At 64.9% G+C, this 16,321-nt stretch carries 14 protein-coding genes; 8 read left to right on the top strand and 6 right to left on the bottom strand.

Going from position 1 to position 16,321, the window contains the following annotated elements:
- Positions 1-96: 96 nt before the first annotated feature.
- Both ctrA and sciP read right to left on the bottom strand, forming a co-directional pair.
- The gene (ctrA, locus tag AC13C7_RS12405) at positions 97-810 is read right to left on the bottom strand and encodes a response regulator transcription factor CtrA (RefSeq protein ID WP_446117166.1); all 714 of its coding nucleotides are present in this window, start codon (positions 808-810) and stop codon (positions 97-99) included.
- Positions 811-927: 117 nt separating this feature from the next.
- Positions 928-1,203 carry a CtrA inhibitor SciP gene (gene sciP / locus AC13C7_RS12400; RefSeq protein WP_446117167.1) on the bottom strand — a complete coding sequence of 92 codons (276 nt, stop codon included), beginning with the start codon at positions 1,201-1,203 and terminating at the stop codon, positions 928-930.
- A 129-nt stretch (positions 1,204-1,332) separates the two neighbouring features.
- On the opposite strand from sciP, the gene mnmA reads away from it, so the two are divergent.
- Complete coding sequence (gene mnmA, locus AC13C7_RS12395; RefSeq protein ID WP_482867664.1) at positions 1,333-2,472, top strand: tRNA 2-thiouridine(34) synthase MnmA; 1,140 nt, start codon at positions 1,333-1,335, stop codon at positions 2,470-2,472.
- Here mnmA and AC13C7_RS12390 read toward each other — a convergent pair.
- On the bottom strand, positions 2,469-3,155 hold the full coding sequence (locus AC13C7_RS12390) for a hypothetical protein (RefSeq protein WP_482867663.1): 687 nt from the start codon (positions 3,153-3,155) through the stop codon (positions 2,469-2,471). The two genes, mnmA and AC13C7_RS12390, sit on opposite strands and share 4 nt — an antisense overlap.
- A 168-nt stretch (positions 3,156-3,323) precedes the next feature.
- Here AC13C7_RS12390 and AC13C7_RS12385 point away from each other — a divergent pair, with 168 nt between their 5' ends.
- The 3 genes from AC13C7_RS12385 to AC13C7_RS12375 all read left to right on the top strand — a co-directional run bounded on the left by AC13C7_RS12385 (position 3,324) and on the right by AC13C7_RS12375 (position 5,208).
- On the top strand, positions 3,324-3,755 hold the full coding sequence (locus AC13C7_RS12385; RefSeq protein WP_172321645.1) for a DUF2852 domain-containing protein: 432 nt from the start codon (positions 3,324-3,326) through the stop codon (positions 3,753-3,755).
- A gap of 97 nt (positions 3,756-3,852) precedes the next feature.
- Positions 3,853-4,287 carry an RDD family protein gene (locus AC13C7_RS12380; RefSeq protein WP_235952806.1) on the top strand — a complete coding sequence of 145 codons (435 nt, stop codon included), beginning with the start codon at positions 3,853-3,855 and terminating at the stop codon, positions 4,285-4,287.
- A 96-nt stretch (positions 4,288-4,383) separates the two neighbouring features.
- Entirely contained in the window at positions 4,384-5,208 is an 825-nt protein-coding gene (locus AC13C7_RS12375; RefSeq protein ID WP_172321643.1) for an arginyltransferase, read from the top strand.
- A gap of 118 nt (positions 5,209-5,326) precedes the next feature.
- On the opposite strand, the gene AC13C7_RS12370 is transcribed toward AC13C7_RS12375, so the two are convergent.
- The 3 genes from AC13C7_RS12370 to AC13C7_RS12360 form a co-directional block, all read right to left on the bottom strand.
- On the bottom strand, positions 5,327-7,684 hold the full coding sequence (locus tag AC13C7_RS12370) for a TRAP transporter large permease (RefSeq protein WP_482867662.1): 2,358 nt from the start codon (positions 7,682-7,684) through the stop codon (positions 5,327-5,329).
- A 9-nt stretch (positions 7,685-7,693) separates the two neighbouring features.
- Positions 7,694-8,602: a TRAP transporter small permease subunit gene (locus AC13C7_RS12365; RefSeq protein ID WP_482867661.1), complete on the bottom strand. Its 909-nt coding sequence runs from the start codon at positions 8,600-8,602 to the stop codon at positions 7,694-7,696.
- 99 nt (positions 8,603-8,701) lie between these two features.
- Positions 8,702-9,787 carry a TRAP transporter substrate-binding protein gene (locus tag AC13C7_RS12360; RefSeq protein WP_172321640.1) on the bottom strand — a complete coding sequence of 362 codons (1,086 nt, stop codon included), beginning with the start codon at positions 9,785-9,787 and terminating at the stop codon, positions 8,702-8,704.
- Positions 9,788-10,416: 629 nt separating this feature from the next.
- Between AC13C7_RS12360 and AC13C7_RS12355 the strand changes: the two genes are divergently transcribed.
- From AC13C7_RS12355 to AC13C7_RS12340, 4 genes are all read left to right on the top strand, one after another.
- Complete coding sequence (locus AC13C7_RS12355) at positions 10,417-12,159, top strand: acetolactate synthase 3 large subunit (protein ID WP_446170712.1); 1,743 nt, start codon at positions 10,417-10,419, stop codon at positions 12,157-12,159.
- Between the two features lie 53 nt (positions 12,160-12,212).
- Positions 12,213-13,967 carry a tetratricopeptide repeat-containing sulfotransferase family protein gene (locus tag AC13C7_RS12350; RefSeq protein ID WP_482867660.1) on the top strand — a complete coding sequence of 585 codons (1,755 nt, stop codon included), beginning with the start codon at positions 12,213-12,215 and terminating at the stop codon, positions 13,965-13,967.
- Positions 13,968-14,143: 176 nt separating this feature from the next.
- The gene (locus tag AC13C7_RS12345; RefSeq protein WP_482867659.1) at positions 14,144-14,566 is read left to right on the top strand and encodes a universal stress protein; all 423 of its coding nucleotides are present in this window, start codon (positions 14,144-14,146) and stop codon (positions 14,564-14,566) included.
- Between the two features lie 71 nt (positions 14,567-14,637).
- Positions 14,638-16,281: a BCCT family transporter gene (locus tag AC13C7_RS12340; protein ID WP_482867658.1), complete on the top strand. Its 1,644-nt coding sequence runs from the start codon at positions 14,638-14,640 to the stop codon at positions 16,279-16,281.
- Positions 16,282-16,321 lie beyond the last annotated feature (40 nt).

Below are 16,321 nucleotides of genomic sequence, written 5' to 3'. Positions count from 1 at the left end.
CCGATCCTCTGCCATGCGCGCCCTTTCCCCGACATGATTTGCGGTCCCCCATCAGTGATAGGAGGCCACGGGAAAGAGGTCCAGCCGACGATTGCGTCAGGCGCTGGCGGCGAGATCCGCAGTGCCCAGTTCGGGCGAGGGATCGCGCAGCACGTAGCCGCGGCCCCAGATGGTCTCGATGTGATTGTCGCCGCCGGTCGCCTCAGAGAGCTTCTTGCGCAGCTTGCAGATGAAGACGTCGATGATCTTCAATTCCGGCTCATCCATGCCGCCATAAAGGTGATTGAGGAACATTTCCTTGGTGAGCGTCGTGCCCTTGCGCAGCGAGAGCAGTTCCAGCATCTGGTATTCCTTGCCGGTCAGATGCACCGGGCTGCCTTCGACATCGACGGTCTTGGCGTCCAGGTTGACGTTGATCAGGCCGGTGCGGATGATGGATTGCGAATGGCCCTTGGACCGGCGAATGATGGCGTGGATGCGCGCCACCAATTCATCGCGGTGGAAGGGTTTGGTCAGGTAATCATCGGCCCCGAAGCCGAAGCCCTTGATCTTGTTTTCCGTGTCGTCGGCCCCCGACAGAATCAGGATCGGCGTGTCGATGCGCGCAAGCCGCAATTGGCGCAGCACGTCATGGCCGTTCATGTCGGGCAGGTTGAGATCGAGAAGGATGAGGTCATAATCATAGAGCTTGGCAAGGTCGATGCCCTCTTCGCCCAGATCTGTCGAATAGACATTCAGATTGGCATGGCTCAGCATCATTTCGATACTTTTCGACGTGGTCGGGTCGTCTTCTACAAGCAAGACACGCATCTGATTCTCTCCGATTCTTTCCCAGCTAACTCGACCTTCGCCCGAAATCGTTAATGGCAAGTTATCTTTTTAGACAGTCTGGCGACAAATTCACGGCAATCAACACTAAAATTCGATTCAATCCCGGAACTGTTGCACGGCGGTGGCCTTGAGCGCCCCTTCGCCATGCTGGCTGACGGCCCGTGTCCAGGCGTCCAATTCCTCCGCCGAGAGGCCGTAGGTCGCGCACGCCTCCTCATGGTCGATCAGCCCGAATTCGACCGCGCGCACGATGGCGGCCTTGCGGCTGGCGACCCATCGGTTCGTTGTCGGGCTCGGCAGATCGGCGCGGGTCATTTCACTGCCATCGGGAAGGGTCACCGAATAGGGGCCCTTGACACGTCTGATATACATCGCACCTCGCTTCTCACCGTTTTGCGAGGCCACCATTGACCGGAACTGTTTAACAGCCGGTAACCACCACCCTTGTCGATGCGGGGCATTTTCCTATATTGCGCCGCAAACACCCCCGGAAAGATGCTCATGCCCCTCGACGCCCGCCTCAATTCGCTTGGATTCGCCAAGGCCCCCGCCGACACCCGCGTGGTGGTGGCGATGTCGGGCGGCGTCGACAGCTCGGTCGTGGCCGCGCAACTGGCCGAGGAGGGCTATGACGTCGTCGGCGTGACGTTGCAACTTTACGACCACGGCGCGGCCCTGGCCAAGAAGGGCGCCTGCTGCGCCGGGCTGGATATTCATGATGCCCGCCGGGTGGCCGAAGAGATGGGATTTCCCCATTATGTCCTTGATTACGAAAACATCTTCAAGGATGCGGTGATCGACGAATTTGCCGACAGCTACCTTGCGGGCACGACGCCGGTTCCTTGCATTCGCTGCAACGAGCGGGTCAAATTCAAGGATCTGCTGGAAACCGCCAGAGACCTCGACGCCGATTGCATGGCGACGGGCCATTACATCCAGCGCAAGATGGGGCCGCAGAAGGCCGAGCTTCATTCCGCCACCGACGCCACCCGCGATCAGAGCTATTTCCTCTTCTCCACCACGCAGGAGCAACTGGATTTCCTGCGCTTTCCCCTGGGCCAACTGGCCTCGAAATCCGAGACCCGCGCGCTGGCGGCGAAATACGGTCTGCCGGTCGCGGACAAGCCCGACAGCCAGGATATCTGCTTCGTGCCGGACGGGAACTATGCCAGCGTGATCGAGAAACTGCGCCCCGGCGCCGCCGATCCCGGCGAGATCGTGGATATGGAAGGCAACATCCTCGGCACCCATCGCGGGGTGATTCACTACACGATCGGCCAGCGCCGCGGCCTCGGCATCGGCGGTCGCGCCGACCCGCTTTATGTCGTCAAGCTGGAGCCCGATACACGGCGCGTCGTGGTCGGCCCGAAGGAGGCGCTCTCGACCGCGATTGTCCCGATTCGCGAGATCAACTGGCTCGGGGATGAGGACATGACATCGCGCGCGGACTGGCATCTGAAGGTCAAGATTCGCTCCACCCGCCCGCCGCGCGACGCGATTCTGCGCCCTCTCTCCGCGACAGAGGCGCAGGTCGAGCTCCTCACCCCCGAGGAAGGCGTCAGCCCCGGCCAGGCCTGCGTGTTCTACGCCCCCGAAGGCAGCCGCGTGCTTGGCGGCGGCTGGATCTGGCGCGGCTACTAACTGCCGCCCCCCATCAGGAAGCTGCGAAAGCGCAGCTGCTGATGGGTTGCCAGTTGATCGACCCAGATCGCGTCCAGCCGCATATTGGCCGTCACCGGCCCGCCCCGCGCCTCGATCCGGTAGCCGCCGGGGCCGAAGACGCGCACCCGGGCGCCCGCGTTCGGGTCGGGCTGCACCTCCACCGCCCCGAACCCCTCCAAAACTTCCAGCACCTCGGCGCGCGTCAGCGGCGCGACCCGGCGCGCATCATCCCAGGTCAGCGCGCAGGCAAGCCGGGCGACGGCCCCCACCGGCCAGTTCTCGTCGTCACCCGACAGGATCAGCGCCTGCTGCATGACCGCAAACCCCGCCGCTGCGCTCAGGTCACGCTCGGCCATCCGGGCGCGCACGTCCAGCCCGTAGCGCGCGCAGGTCAGCACCCCGCCGGGGACTATGCTGCCCTCCAGCGCGGTGCCGAACCGGGCCGAGAGCGACCAGAAAAAGAGGTCGTTGCGGGCGGGGCCAGGGACCGGTTGCGCGGGTTCGGGGGCATAACCGCCGATAAGGCCCGCCAGACGCGCGGAGAATGCGGCCTCGTCGAGATGGGGGGCCATGGCGAGGTTACGAATCTCGCCCAGGTCCAGACGCACGGGCTCGGCGGCAAGAGGCCAGGAAAGCAGGAGGAAGAGAAGGACGGCGCGCATGGTTCCAGCCTGACGCCGATGTCGGGGATTGCAAGCCATCGGAGTCCGCGTCGAAAATGTAAACCCTCTTCACATTTTTTCACCCGACCCCTTGTTAAGCCGATTAACATGCCCCATCTTCAGTCATGTGAAAGGCATTCACATCGCAAATCGAGGGAGATTTTGAAAATGACCGCCACAACCACCGACCCATCTGCCCAGGGCTACCTCACACGGGCCGAGGCCTGGCTGGACGACAAGGGCAAAGGGGCCTGGATCGCCGCCATGGTGCTTGGGTTCATCTTGTTCTGGCCCGTGGGGCTGGCCCTTCTCTTCTACATGATCTGGAGCAAAAACATGTTCAAATCCGGGTGTTCCCGCCGCAGCAAATCGCATGGCCAAAGCTTCCGCAGCTCCGGCAACACCGCGTTCGACGCCTACAAGGCCGACACACTGCGCCGCCTGGAGGAAGAACAGACCGCCTTCCAGGACTTCCTGGAGCGCCTGCGCGACGCCAAGGACAAGGCCGAGTTCGACCAGTTCATGGAAGACCGCGATCGGCGTGCCCGCCGCGACCGTGCCCGTGACGCGGCCGAAGACGCCGACACCATCGAGGCCTGATCCCCCCTCCTCCCCCAGGCCTTGGCCGGTGCAAGCCCCCCTCTTGCACCGGCAAACCCAATTGCAATCTGAGGCATCCCCCCCCATGTATGCGCCCATGAGTTCCGCCCTGCCCGATCCCGACCGCCAATCCGTCTTCTATGACGGCATTCCGCCCAAGCGCCTGATGGCCTGGGTGGTCGATGTCGTCCTGATCCTCGTCATGATGCTGATCATCGGCGTCCTGACCCTGACCGTGGCCTTCTGGCTCTGGCCGCTCTTCTGGGTCGCCACCAGCTTCGTCTACCGCGCGATCACCATCGGCTCGGCCTCGGCCACCCTGGGAATGCGGCTGATGAACATCGAGCTTCGCAACGCCACCGGCGCGCGCCTGACGGGGACCGAGGCGATGCTGCATACAGGCGCCTACCTGCTTTGCGCCAGCTTCTTCCTGCCGCAGGCGCTGTCGGTGGCGATGATCGCGCTCGGCGAGCGTCACCAATCGCTGCCGGATCTCTTTCTGGGCACCGCCGCGATCAACCGCCCCGGCTGATCCCCGCGAACCGGGGCAACCCCTTGATAAATGGGTTGCCCGTGCCCGAATCCTGTTGCAGGCTGATTTCCGGACAGGACGACCAGACGAGTTTCAATGCGCCACACGCTGCCCCTTGCGCCGCAATTCTATGTGACGGCTCCGCAAAGCTGCCCTTATCTCGAGGGTCGGCGCGAGCGGAAGCTGTTTACCGCGCTGCAGGGCGATCATGCCTCGACGCTGAACGACTCGCTGTCGAAACAGGGCTTCCGCCGGTCGCAGAACGTGCTTTACCGGCCGTCCTGCTCGGATTGCAACGCCTGCCTCTCGGCGCGTATCCGGGTCGCCGATTTCGCGCCGTCGAAAAGCCAGCGCCGCACGCTCAAGCGCAACGCGTCCCTCACCCGCGAGGCGCGCTCCCCCTGGGCGACCGAGGAACAATACGCCCTCTTCCGCGACTATCTCGACAGCCGCCACGCCGATGGCGGCATGGCCGATATGGATGTGTTCGAGTTCGCCGCGATGATCGAGGAAACCCCGGTGCGCAGCCGCGTCGTCGAATATCGCGACGGTGACGATGCGGGCCGCCTGGCCGCGGTCTGCCTGACCGATGTGCTCGATGACGGGCTCTCGATGGTCTATTCCTTCTTCCGCCCCGATGCCGGACGGCGGTCGCTCGGCTCTCACGTCATCCTCGATCATGTCGAGATCGCGCGCGAGGCGGGGCTGCCTTACGTCTATCTCGGCTATTGGGTGCCGGGCAGTTCCAAGATGGGTTACAAGGCGGGCTATGCCGCGCTCGAGGTCTATCTGGGCGGCGCCTGGCAACCGCTCAAGGATCCCGACGCCTTCGAGTCCGAGACGCATCCCCTGTCGGTCGAACCCATCGCCGAACAGGTCGCGCGCCTGTCCCTTCCCGACACCCGCGCCACCGACGACTGATCCCCCAACCCCGCGCGACCGGGCCGCTTTCCCGTAATGCGTTGAAACACGCGCCGGAAAGCAGCGCGGGCCCCCGCTTTGGGGGCCCGCTCAATTTGATACCAGTCGCCGGCCCGCGTCAGTTGTTCGGCAACAGGTCCGGCACGATGGTCACGATGCCGGGGAAGGCCCAGAGGATCGCCAGCCCCAGGACCTGGATCAGCACGAAGGGAAGCACCCCGCGATAGATATGGCCGGTGGTGACACTCGCCGGGGCCACGCCGCGCAGGTAGAACAGCGCGAAGCCGAAGGGCGGCGTCAGGAAGCTGGTCTGCAGGTTCACCGCGATCATGATCGTGACCCATTTCGGATCCATCTCGCCGCCATAGATCACCGGGCCGACAATCGGGATCACGATATAGATGATCTCGAGGAAATCGAGCACGAAGCCCAGGACGAAGAGGATCAGCATCACCAAGAGGAACACCGCCCATTCCTGGTCGAAGCTGCGCAGGAAGTCCTGGATATATTCCTCGCCGCCGAACGAGATCACCACCAGGTTCAGCAATTGCGAGCCGATCAGGATGGTGAACACCATCGAGGTCACCTTGGCGGTCTCGCGCACCACCGGGCTCAGGACATTGGTGCGGAACAGCACCCAACAGCCATAGAGCAGCCCGAAAAACGCGACGTGATAGGCCGCCAGCGTGATGACATAGGCCACCCAATCGGCAAAGCTGATGCCCTCGCGCTGGATGCGCAGGTCGAAATTGATCCCGAAGAGGATCATCACCACGATGGCCAGCGACGCGATCAAGATGACCTTACCGGACCGGTGTTCCTCCTGCAGCTTGCGATAGGCCGCCAGCATGATCGCCCCGCCCGCGCCAAGCGCGGCCGCCGGCGTCGGGTTGGTGATGCCGCCCAGGATCGAGCCCAGGACCGCCACGATCAGGACCAGCGGCGGAAAGACCACGCGCAGAAGCTCGTTCGTGGCCAGCCGCCGGAAGGCCACCACCACGCCCACCATGGTCAGCGCGAAGGGGATCGTGAGGATCAGGAAGCTCGCCCCCGGTCCGGTCTCGGGTCCGATCAGCATCGCGTCGACCACGAAGGCCAGCGCCACGCCCGCGCCGCCCACCATCAGCGGCAGCGGATCGCCCGTGGGCATCACGCCGCGCGCGGTGGTCAGCACCAGCGCCAGCAGCAGGAACACCACCGCCACGCCCGAACCGATCGGCGCGATCTGGCCCAAGGCGGCCAGGCGTGCGGTCTCAAGCTCCTCGGTGTTGCGCTCGCGGCTTTCCTCGCCGCCGCCCGAGGCGTCGATATCGTCCTGCTGCGCGACCGAGGCATCCCAGGCTTCCTGGCCGTGCAGGTCGATCATCGCCTCGCGGCAGGTGTCGGAAACATTGGTGCGCAGATCGGCGCTTTCGCCCGATTGCGAATAGGCCGAGACGGTGAAGCTCTGCGTGCCGATCAGCCCCGCCTGCCCCGCCAGCACGACGCCCATGATCAGCGCCAGGGGCACGCCCAGATACCAGGTCAGCGCCTCGTTGCGTGTCACGACCTCGCCGGTCGCCGCACCGGTATGCACCGCTGGAGCCTTGGAGGGGTTGAGCAGCGCGTAGCCGAACGCATAGGCGCCATAAAGGAAGGCCAGGAAGATCCCCGGCAACAGCGCCGCCTGGAACAGCGTGCCGACCGACAGCACCGCAGGCTCGCCCAGATAGGTCAGCGCATCGCCGCAGCCGACCAGCTGCGCCCGCGCCTCCTGCCCCGCCGCATAGAGGTCGCCCGCCAGCGTGCCCAGAAGGACGATGACGATCGACGGCGGGATGATCTGGCCCAGGGTGCCGGAGGCCGCGATCACGCCGGTGGCAAGTTCGGGGCTGTAATTGTTGCGCAGCATGGTGGGCAGCGCCAGCAGGCCCATGGTCACCACGGTCGCGCCGACGATCCCGGTCGAGGCCGCCAGGAACGCGCCCACGATGACGATGGAGACCGCGAGGCCGCCGGGCAGCGGGCCGAAGAGCCGCGCCATGGTGGTCAGAAGGTCATTGGCGATCTTCGAGCGTTCCAGCGTGATGCCCATCATCACGAACATCAGCACCGCCAGCAGCGTCTCGATGGACTGGCCCGCGATCACGCGCTCATCCATGCGGTTGACGATGAAGCTGAGGTTGCGGTTCAGCGCCTGTTCCCAGCCTTGCGGGAACAGCGCCTCCTCGTATCTGGGTAACTCCGGGTATCGGAAGACGGAGATCGAGTCCCGGTTGATCCCGTCCGCCAGCAGCGCGCCATATTCGGCCGACCGGTCGTCGATGGCGTAATGGATCAGCAGGCCGGAATTATCCAGCGCGGCGATGATCCCGAACGAGATCGCGCCCGCGCCCGCGATGGCGAAGGCGACCGGAAAGCCGGTCATGATGGCCCCGAAGAGGCACAGGAAGACGATCAGCAGGGCGATTGCGACGCCGTCGAGTCCAAAGATCATGTGGTGGTCCTACCCTGCATGTGCATGTGTGTCGGGCGCGTCATCGTCGTGATGCGATTCAAGCACGTCGAGATCCAGGTTCTTGTCCGCCGCTTCCGGCCCTTCGCGGTATTCCAGGAACGAGCGGTAGAAGAACCCGATGGCCTGCAGGATCATCAGGGCCGCGAAGGTGACCAGCAGGATCTTGTAGATGAAATAGCCGTTGAAGCCCGAGGGGCTGGCGGCGAAGGTCTGGATGTCCCAGCGGAAGGCCACGGTGCGCGCCATCATCCGCTCCAGCGCGTCGGTGGTCGAGACGGGCGGCGTGATCATGTGCCGCCACAGGTAGAACCAGCCGTAGAACCAGATCAGGAACAGCGCCGGCAACATGAAAAAGACGGTGCCGATCATGTCGGCAATGCGCTTTCTGCCATGGCTCCAGCCGGCATAGAAGAGGTCGACGCGGACATGGCCCTTCTGCACGAAGGTATAGCTGCAACACAGCGTCACCACGAGGGCGTTGTAGAGTTTCAGCCCGTCGCCATACCAGCCAAGCGGCAGCGTCACGCCGACCCCGAACGGGGCGATGCCGATATCGGAGACGCGGAAAATCGTCTGCAGGAAGATGATGGCGATCTGTTGCAGCACCATGATCAGCCCGGCCCAGGCCGCCGCGCGCCCGATCCAGTTCGAGATGCCCTCGATCCCGCGCACCACGCCCCAGAGGAAGCTGTGCCGGAAGACACCGATCACGAAGACGATGACGGCCACCGTCAGCACGAAGGCCAGCAACTCGGACGAGCCGCCGTAATAGATGAAGCGGAAGACGTTCTCGGCCTCCGCGAAGTTCAACACCTGGCCGATATTCAGGACGGTCCAGAAGAACCCGGAGATACCGCCCCAAATGCTGCCCAGAATGGCACCCAGAAATTCCATCATCCGAAGATTGCCCCTTCCCCCTGCGGGTTCGATCCGCAAACGCCGCGCCACCTGTCACGGGTGGCGCGGCGTCCTGTTCTCATGCCCCGAAGGGCCGGGTTACATGCCCAGAACGCGGTTACGCTGTGCAGTGTAAGCCGAGTCGGAGCGCTGCATCCAGCCCGAAGCCTCCTGCATCGAGGCCTGCATCGAGTCGTGGATCGACGCGAAGAGGGCGTCGTCGCGGAAGCCTTCCAGCACGTCCTGGCTGGCCTGGCCGAACGCATCCCAGACATCGTCCGAGAACGCGCGCACTTCGGTGCCGCCCGCGATCAGGCGTTGCAGCGCGGGGCCGTTATTGGCGATGAACAGCGAATAGTTGTGCTGATGCGCTTCCGCCGCGGCCACCTCGATGGCGCGCTGGTGGGGGGCCGACAGACCGTTGAAACGGTCGAGGTTCACGCCGACGCTCAGCGCGGCACCGGGCTCGTGGAAGCCTGCCGGGTAGTAGTAGTCGCAGACCTCCTGCAGGCCCAGACGCTCATCCGACCAGGGACCGATCCACTCGGTCCCGTCCAGCGCGCCGGAAGACAGCGCCTGGTAGATCTCGCCGCCCGCAAGCACCTGCACCGACGCGCCAAGCGCGGCCAGCGCCTGGCCACCGAGGCCCGGCATGCGGAAGCGGAGGCCCTGGAGGTCTTCCGCCGATTCGATCGGGTTGCGGAACCAGCCGCCGCCCTGCGCCGCGGTCTGCCCCGCCACGAAGGATTTGACACCGAAGATGTCGCCCAGCTCGTGGTGCTTGGCCAGCCCGTCGCCGCCATAATACCAGGTCATGAACTCGGGCGCCGTCATGCCGAAGGGCACGGCGGTGAAGAACGCCCAGGCCGGGTGCTGGCCGACGAAATAATAGTCCGCGCCGTGATACATGTCGGCCTGGCCGGACACGACCGGGTCGAAGACCTGGGTGCCGAGGCCGGTCTGGCCGGAATCGCGCGCGTCGATTGTCAGGGTGCCGTCGGTGATGTCGGCCACGTTATTGGCGAAGCGCTCGACCGAATCCCAGACACCGGCCAGTCCGCGCGGCCAGGTGGTGAACATGGTCAGTTGCTCGCGCCCCTGCGCATAGGCGGGTGCCGCGAGCGTGGTGCCGGCAGCCGCCGCGCCGCCGAGTGCGGATGTTCTCAAGAAAGAACGACGATCCATCAGATTTCCTCCCGTGGGTCCACGACCGTGACGGTCGCGGTTATTTTGATTTTAAGTGAGCGCAGGTTAGCGCAGCACTGAATCCGCACAATCCCCTAATCGGTCCTGAAATGCAATAAATTGTAAAATGATCTTACCAATTCGTCGCAGTTCCGGGCGGAAACACCTTACTCACGCACGACTTGCTCAAGAATTAGGCGATCTGTCGCAAGAATGCACAGCAACCTCGTCGCAGGCCACAGCGCCACGGATTCGCGCACGTCCCGCAGCCCCAAAAAGCCGCAAGCCCGCCGATTCCGACCGATCCTGACTCGTGCCCCGCCAATTCCGACCGAATATTTCAAAACGCCTGCCCGCTGCGACATTTTATTCAGAATTTTCGCCCACCCCTCGCGCTTTGCCGGTTGACGACCCTGATATCGACTCATACTGTCCCCGCACTCGCAGTGAAGGAGCCTCCGGAATGCCGTGCATTCTCGTACTTGTAGGACAGACGCGCATGGGTCGGTAACGGCAACCATTCCGGTCCCCCATGCGCCCCCGTCTGACCGCCGGGGGCTTTTTTATGCGACCCACCCATCACGGGCCCCCTGCCCGACCGCCTTGAAGGAGCATGAGCGATGACTGAGATGACCGGCGCCAGGATGGTGATCGAAGCCCTGAAGGAACAGGGCGTCGATACTGTATTCGGCTATCCCGGCGGCGCCGTGCTTCCGATCTATGACGAGATTTTCCAGCAAAACGAGATCCGCCACATCCTGGTGCGCCATGAACAGGGCGCGGTCCATGCCGCCGAGGGCTATGCGCGCGCCACCGGCAAGCCGGGCGTCGTCCTCGTCACCTCGGGCCCCGGCGCCACCAACGCGGTCACCGGCATCACCGATGCGCTGATGGATTCGATCCCCATCGTCGTGCTGACCGGCCAGGTGCCCACCTTCATGATCGGCTCGGACGCGTTCCAGGAGGCCGACACCGTCGGCATCACCCGGCCCTGCACCAAGATGAACTGGCTGGTGAAGGAGACCGACGCGCTGGCCGCGACCATTCACGAGGCGTTTCACATCTGCACCGCGGGCCGCCCCGGCCCGGTCCTGGTCGACATCCCCAAGGACGTGCAATTCGCCACCGGCGAATACACCCGCAAGCCCAAGACCAGCCCCAGCCATTACCACCCGCGCGTCAAGGGCGATATCGAGATGATCACCGCCCTGGTCGAGGCCATCGAGACCGCCGAACGCCCCGTCTTCTATACCGGCGGCGGCGTGATCAACTCGGGCCCTGCCGCCAGCCAGCTGCTGCGCGAACTGGTCGATGCGACGGGATTTCCGGTCACCTCGACCCTGATGGGCCTGGGCGCCTATGCCGCGCGCGACAAGAACTGGCTCGGCATGTTGGGGATGCACGGGCTCTACGAGGCCAACCTGGCGATGCATGATTGCGACCTGATGATCAATGTCGGCGCCCGCTTCGACGACCGCATCACCGGACGCATCGCCGATTTCAGCCCCGGCAGCCGCAAGGCCCATATCGACATCGACCCCTCCTCGATCAACAAGGTGATCCATGCCGATTTCCCGATCGTGGGCGATGTCGCCCATGTGCTGGAGGATGTGCTGCGGCTGTGGAAATCGCGCGGCCGCAAGACCAATGCGGGGGCCGTGCAGCGCTGGTGGGGACAGATCGAGGACTGGCGCAAGGTCCGCTGCCTCGACTACACCAATTCCGAGACCACGATCAAACCGCAATACGCGCTGGAACGGCTGGAGGCGCTGACCAGGGACCATGACCGCTATATCTGCACCGAAGTGGGCCAGCACCAGATGTGGGCGGCGCAGTATCTGGGCTTCAACGATCCCAACCGCTGGATGACGAGCGGAGGATTGGGGACGATGGGCTACGGCTTCCCGGCCTCCATCGGCGTCCAGATCGCCCATCCCGAGGCGCTGGTCATCAATGTCGCAGGTGAGGCATCGTGGCTGATGAACATGCAGGAAATGGGCACGGCGGCGCAGTACCGGCTGCCGGTAAAGCAGTTCATCTTGAACAATGAACGGCTCGGCATGGTGCGCCAATGGCAGGAATTGCTGCACGGCGAGCGCTACTCGCATAGCTGGTCCGAAAGCCTGCCCGATTTCGTCAAGCTGGCCGAGGCGTTCGGGGCCAAAGGCATCTTGTGCAAGGATCCCGCCGATCTGGATGACGCGATCATGGAGATGCTGGCCTATGACGGCCCGGTGATCTTCGACTGCCTGGTCGAAAAGCACGAAAACTGCTTCCCGATGATCCCGTCCGGCAAGGCCCATAACGAGATGCTCCTGGGCGAGGCCGAAACGCAGGGCGTGATCGGCGCGGCAGGCGGCGTGCTGGTGTGATCTGGCAAGGTGGGCAGACCTACCTGCCCACCGCCCCCAACAAAGGCCCCGCAATGCCCCCCGCACCCTCCCCCGCCCAGATCCTCACCGCCGCGCGCGGGATGATCGCGGGCGGTCGGCGGGGCGAGGCCGCCGCCCTCCTGCGCAAATATCTCTACCACAACTCCCGCGACCGGGCGGCGCGCAAGCTGCTGGCCTCGCTCGGCCCCGACGCGCATCCCCATCCCGCCCTCTCGGCGCAGGAGCGGGCCGCGCGGCAAGCGCTCCTCACCGCCTTCCGCGCCGGGGATCACCGGACCGTCCTCGCCCGCGCGGAGCCCTTGCTGAAACGCCAGCCGCTGCTCTCTGACATCGCCAACGCGCTCGGCAACGCGCTGACGGCGACGGGCCAGCACGCCCAGGCCGCCCGCGTGCTCGACCACGCGATCCGCACCGATCCCGCCAGCCCCGACGCCTATCTCAGCCTGTCCTCGCTCCTGCGCACTCGCGGCCAGCCCGCCGAGGCGCTGGCCGCCGCCGAGGCTGCCCGCGACGTCGCCCCGGACAGTGCCGCGTGCCATGTCGCGCTCGGCCTCGCGCATCTCGACCTCGACGCGACGGAGACCGCCGAAACCAACCTGCGCCGCGCCACCGAGTTGGACCCGCGCGCGCCGCAGGCCTGGGATGCGCTGGCCAAGATGCTGGAGCGGCAGAACCGGCTGGACGACCTCGATGCGGTCCTGTCTCAGGCCGAAACCCACCTGCCCGACGATCCGCAAATCCTGTTGAATCGCGCTGTCCACCTGGGCCGCGTGAACCGTCACGAGGGCGTGCTGGACACCGCCGCCCGCATCCCCGATCTGCCCCCGCGCGAGGCCGCGATCCTCCACGTCACCCGCGCCCGCGCGCTGGATGCGCTGGACGATCCCGACGCCGCCATGGACGCCTTCACCGCGATGAACGACGCTGCCGGGACCTTCCCCGGTCGCGGCGACATCTCGGGCGCGCGCTACCTGGCGCGTGTCGAACACCACCTGGCCGCCGCCGCCCGGATCGCGCCCGCAACCCGCACCGGCACCACGCGCCAACCCGTCTTCATGGTCGGCTTCCCGCGCTCGGGCACGACGCTTCTGGAAACCATCTTGCTGACCCATCCGCGCGTGGCGCTGGTCGAGGAACAGCCGCTGATCAACCTGCTGACCGACGGCCTGCGCCCCGAAACCCTGGCCCAGGATCTCGCGGCACTGAGCCATGCCGAGGCCGACAGCCGCGCCCGCGCCTACCTCGCCGCGTTCGAGGCCACCCTCGGCGCGCCGCTGGACACCCGCACCGCGTTTGACAAGCTGCCCCTCAACCTGGTCGAGGCCGCCGCCATCGCCCGCTGCTTTCCGCAGGCGAAATTCATCTTCTCGCTGCGCCACCCCTGCGACGTGGTGCTGTCCTGCTTCATGCAGAACTTCGCTCCAAATGACGCGATGGAGAACTTCCGCAGCCTTGAGGATGCCGCCATCCTCTACGACCGTGTCATGACCCTCTGGACCGCCACCACAGAGGCCCTGAAGCTCGACACCGTCACCCTGCGCTACGAGGATCTGACCCAGGACCTGCGCGGCGCGATCACGCCGGTGCTGGCCCATCTCGGGCTGGACTGGATCGACGCGATGGACCGCTTTCACGAAACGACGCGGCCCATGGTGCGCACCGCCAGCTACCGCCAGGTCAGCCAGCCGCTCTACCAGAGCGCCGCCGGACGCTGGCGCCGTTACGAGGCGCATCTTGCCCCGGTGATGGACCGCCTCGCCCCCTGGATCGACGGATTCGGCTATTAGAAACCTCGCCCGATCGCCCCTTCCGCACCGCCCGTTTGCGTTCAAGGCACACCCAAGTTAGGCTTTCCCCAGCCTCCTGGATGTCGTTTCCGGCATTCAACAGGTCTGTCGGGACATACGGCCCGCCGCGTGGTCCGGCATTGTCAAGTGAAACGAGACAATAGAGCGAGGGCGATGTGTTCAGAAAGATCATGATACCGGTCGATCTCGGCCATGTTGAGGCGCTGGAACGCGCCTTGCAGGTCGGGGCCGACCTCGCCGATCACTACGGGGCCGAGGTGCATTACGTCAGCGTTACCGGCACCGCGCCGAGCAAGATCGCGCACAGCCCCGAGGAGTTCCGCGAGAAGCTGAACCGCTTCGCGGCCGCCGAGGCCGAGGCGCGCAGCATCGCCTCGACCCATGCCCATACCGTCATTTCGCACGATCCCAGCGTCGACATGGACCACCAGCTTTGCGAGGCCATGGACGAGATCGGGGCCGACCTGGTCGTCATGGGCTCGCATATCCCGCATTGGTACGAATTCGGCTCGCATGGCGGCAAGCTGGCCGCCCATGCGCATTGCTCGGTGATGATCGTGCGCGACGATACGCGCTGAAGGAAACGAAACGGGACGCGCGAAGGTGCAGACACGTCACTGCACCGCCAACAGGATAAAGGACAAGAAACATGACAGATGACCCCGACAACCAGGGCATACCCGCCCCGGAAGGCGCGACGGAGATAATCGAAACCGATTACACCATCGGCCAGGACAACGTGGAAGGGACGCTCGGCCCGATCGGATTCGACATCCACAACCCGGTCTTCATGATCTCGGGCATCACCATCGTCGCCTTCGTCTTCTACACGCTGGCCCTGCCGGAACAGGCGGGCGACGTGTTCTCCTGGCTCTTTGCCCAGGTGACGCAGGGCTTTGACTGGTTCTTCCTCGGCGCGGCCAATATCTTCGTGCTGTTCTGCCTGTTCCTGGTCGTCACCCCCTGGGGTTCGGTCCGGCTCGGCGGGGCCGAGGCGACGCCGGATTACTCCTATATCGGCTGGTTCGCGATGCTGTTTGCCGCCGGTATGGGCATCGGCCTGATGTTCTATGGCGTCTCCGAACCGATGAGCCATTTCTCCACCTCCCTGGGCGGCGTGTCCGTGGGCGAGGATGGCGTGCGCACCGACTGGGCGCCGCTCGGCGCCGCCGCCGGCGACCAGGAGGCCGCAATCCGCCTCGGGATGGCCGCGACGATCTTCCACTGGGGCCTGCACCCCTGGGCGATCTACGCCGTGGTGGCCCTGGCGCTGGCGCTGTTCTCCTTCAACAAGGGCCTGCCGCTGACGATCCGCTCTGCCTTCTACCCGATCCTGGGCGACCGGGTCTGGGGCTGGTGGGGCCATGTCATCGACACGCTGGCGGTCTTTGCCACCCTCTTCGGCCTCGCCACCTCGCTCGGCTTCGGCGCGACCCAGGCCAATGCCGGTCTCAACCACCTCTTCGGCATTCCCATCGGCAACACGACCGAGGTGATCCTGATCAGCGTCATCACCGCGGTCGCGCTGATCTCGGTCGTGCGCGGCCTCGACGGCGGCGTCAAGATCCTGTCCGAGATCAACATGGGGCTGGCCTTCCTGCTGCTCGCCTTCACCCTGATCGCGGGTCCGACCGTCGCCATCATGACCGGCTTTGCCGATTACCTCATGTCCTATATCCAGAACCTGACCGCGCTGTCCAATCCGGTCGGGCGCGAGGACGTGAATTTCAGCCAGGGCTGGACCTCGTTCTACTGGGCCTGGTGGATCTCCTGGTCCCCCTTCGTCGGCATGTTCATCGCCCGCGTCAGCCGGGGCCGCACGGTGCGCGAATTCGTGATCTGCGTGCTGCTGATCCCGTCGCTGGTCAGCGTGCTGTGGATGTCGGTCTTTGGCGGCGTGGCGATCCAGCAGGTCGTGCAGGATGGCTATACCGCCGCCCAGGACGCCGATCTGCCGTTGCAGCTGTTCCTGATGCTGGAAGAACTGCCGCTGGCCTCGATCACCTCGTTCATCGGGATTATCCTGGTGATCGTGTTCTTCGTGACCTCGTCGGACTCCGGGTCGCTGGTGATCGACACGATCACGGCGGGCGGCAAGGTCGACGCGCCGGTGCCGCAGCGTGTGTTCTGGTGCATCTTCGAGGGCGCCGTGGCCATCGTGCTGCTGCTCTCGGCGGGTGGTCTTGCCTCGCTGCAATCCATGGTGATCTCGACCGGCCTGCCCTTCACCATCGTGCTTCTGATCATGTGCTGGTGCATCCTGCGCGGATTGATGAGCGAGAAGCGCGGATAGAGATGATCCGGGGGCGGCATGGCCCGCCCCCGACACGATG

It is taken from the genome of Alterinioella sp. B-7, from assembly GCF_056857775.1.
The sequence above is the reverse complement of the archived record's forward strand: the minus strand, read 5'-3'. Positions and strand labels throughout refer to the sequence as shown.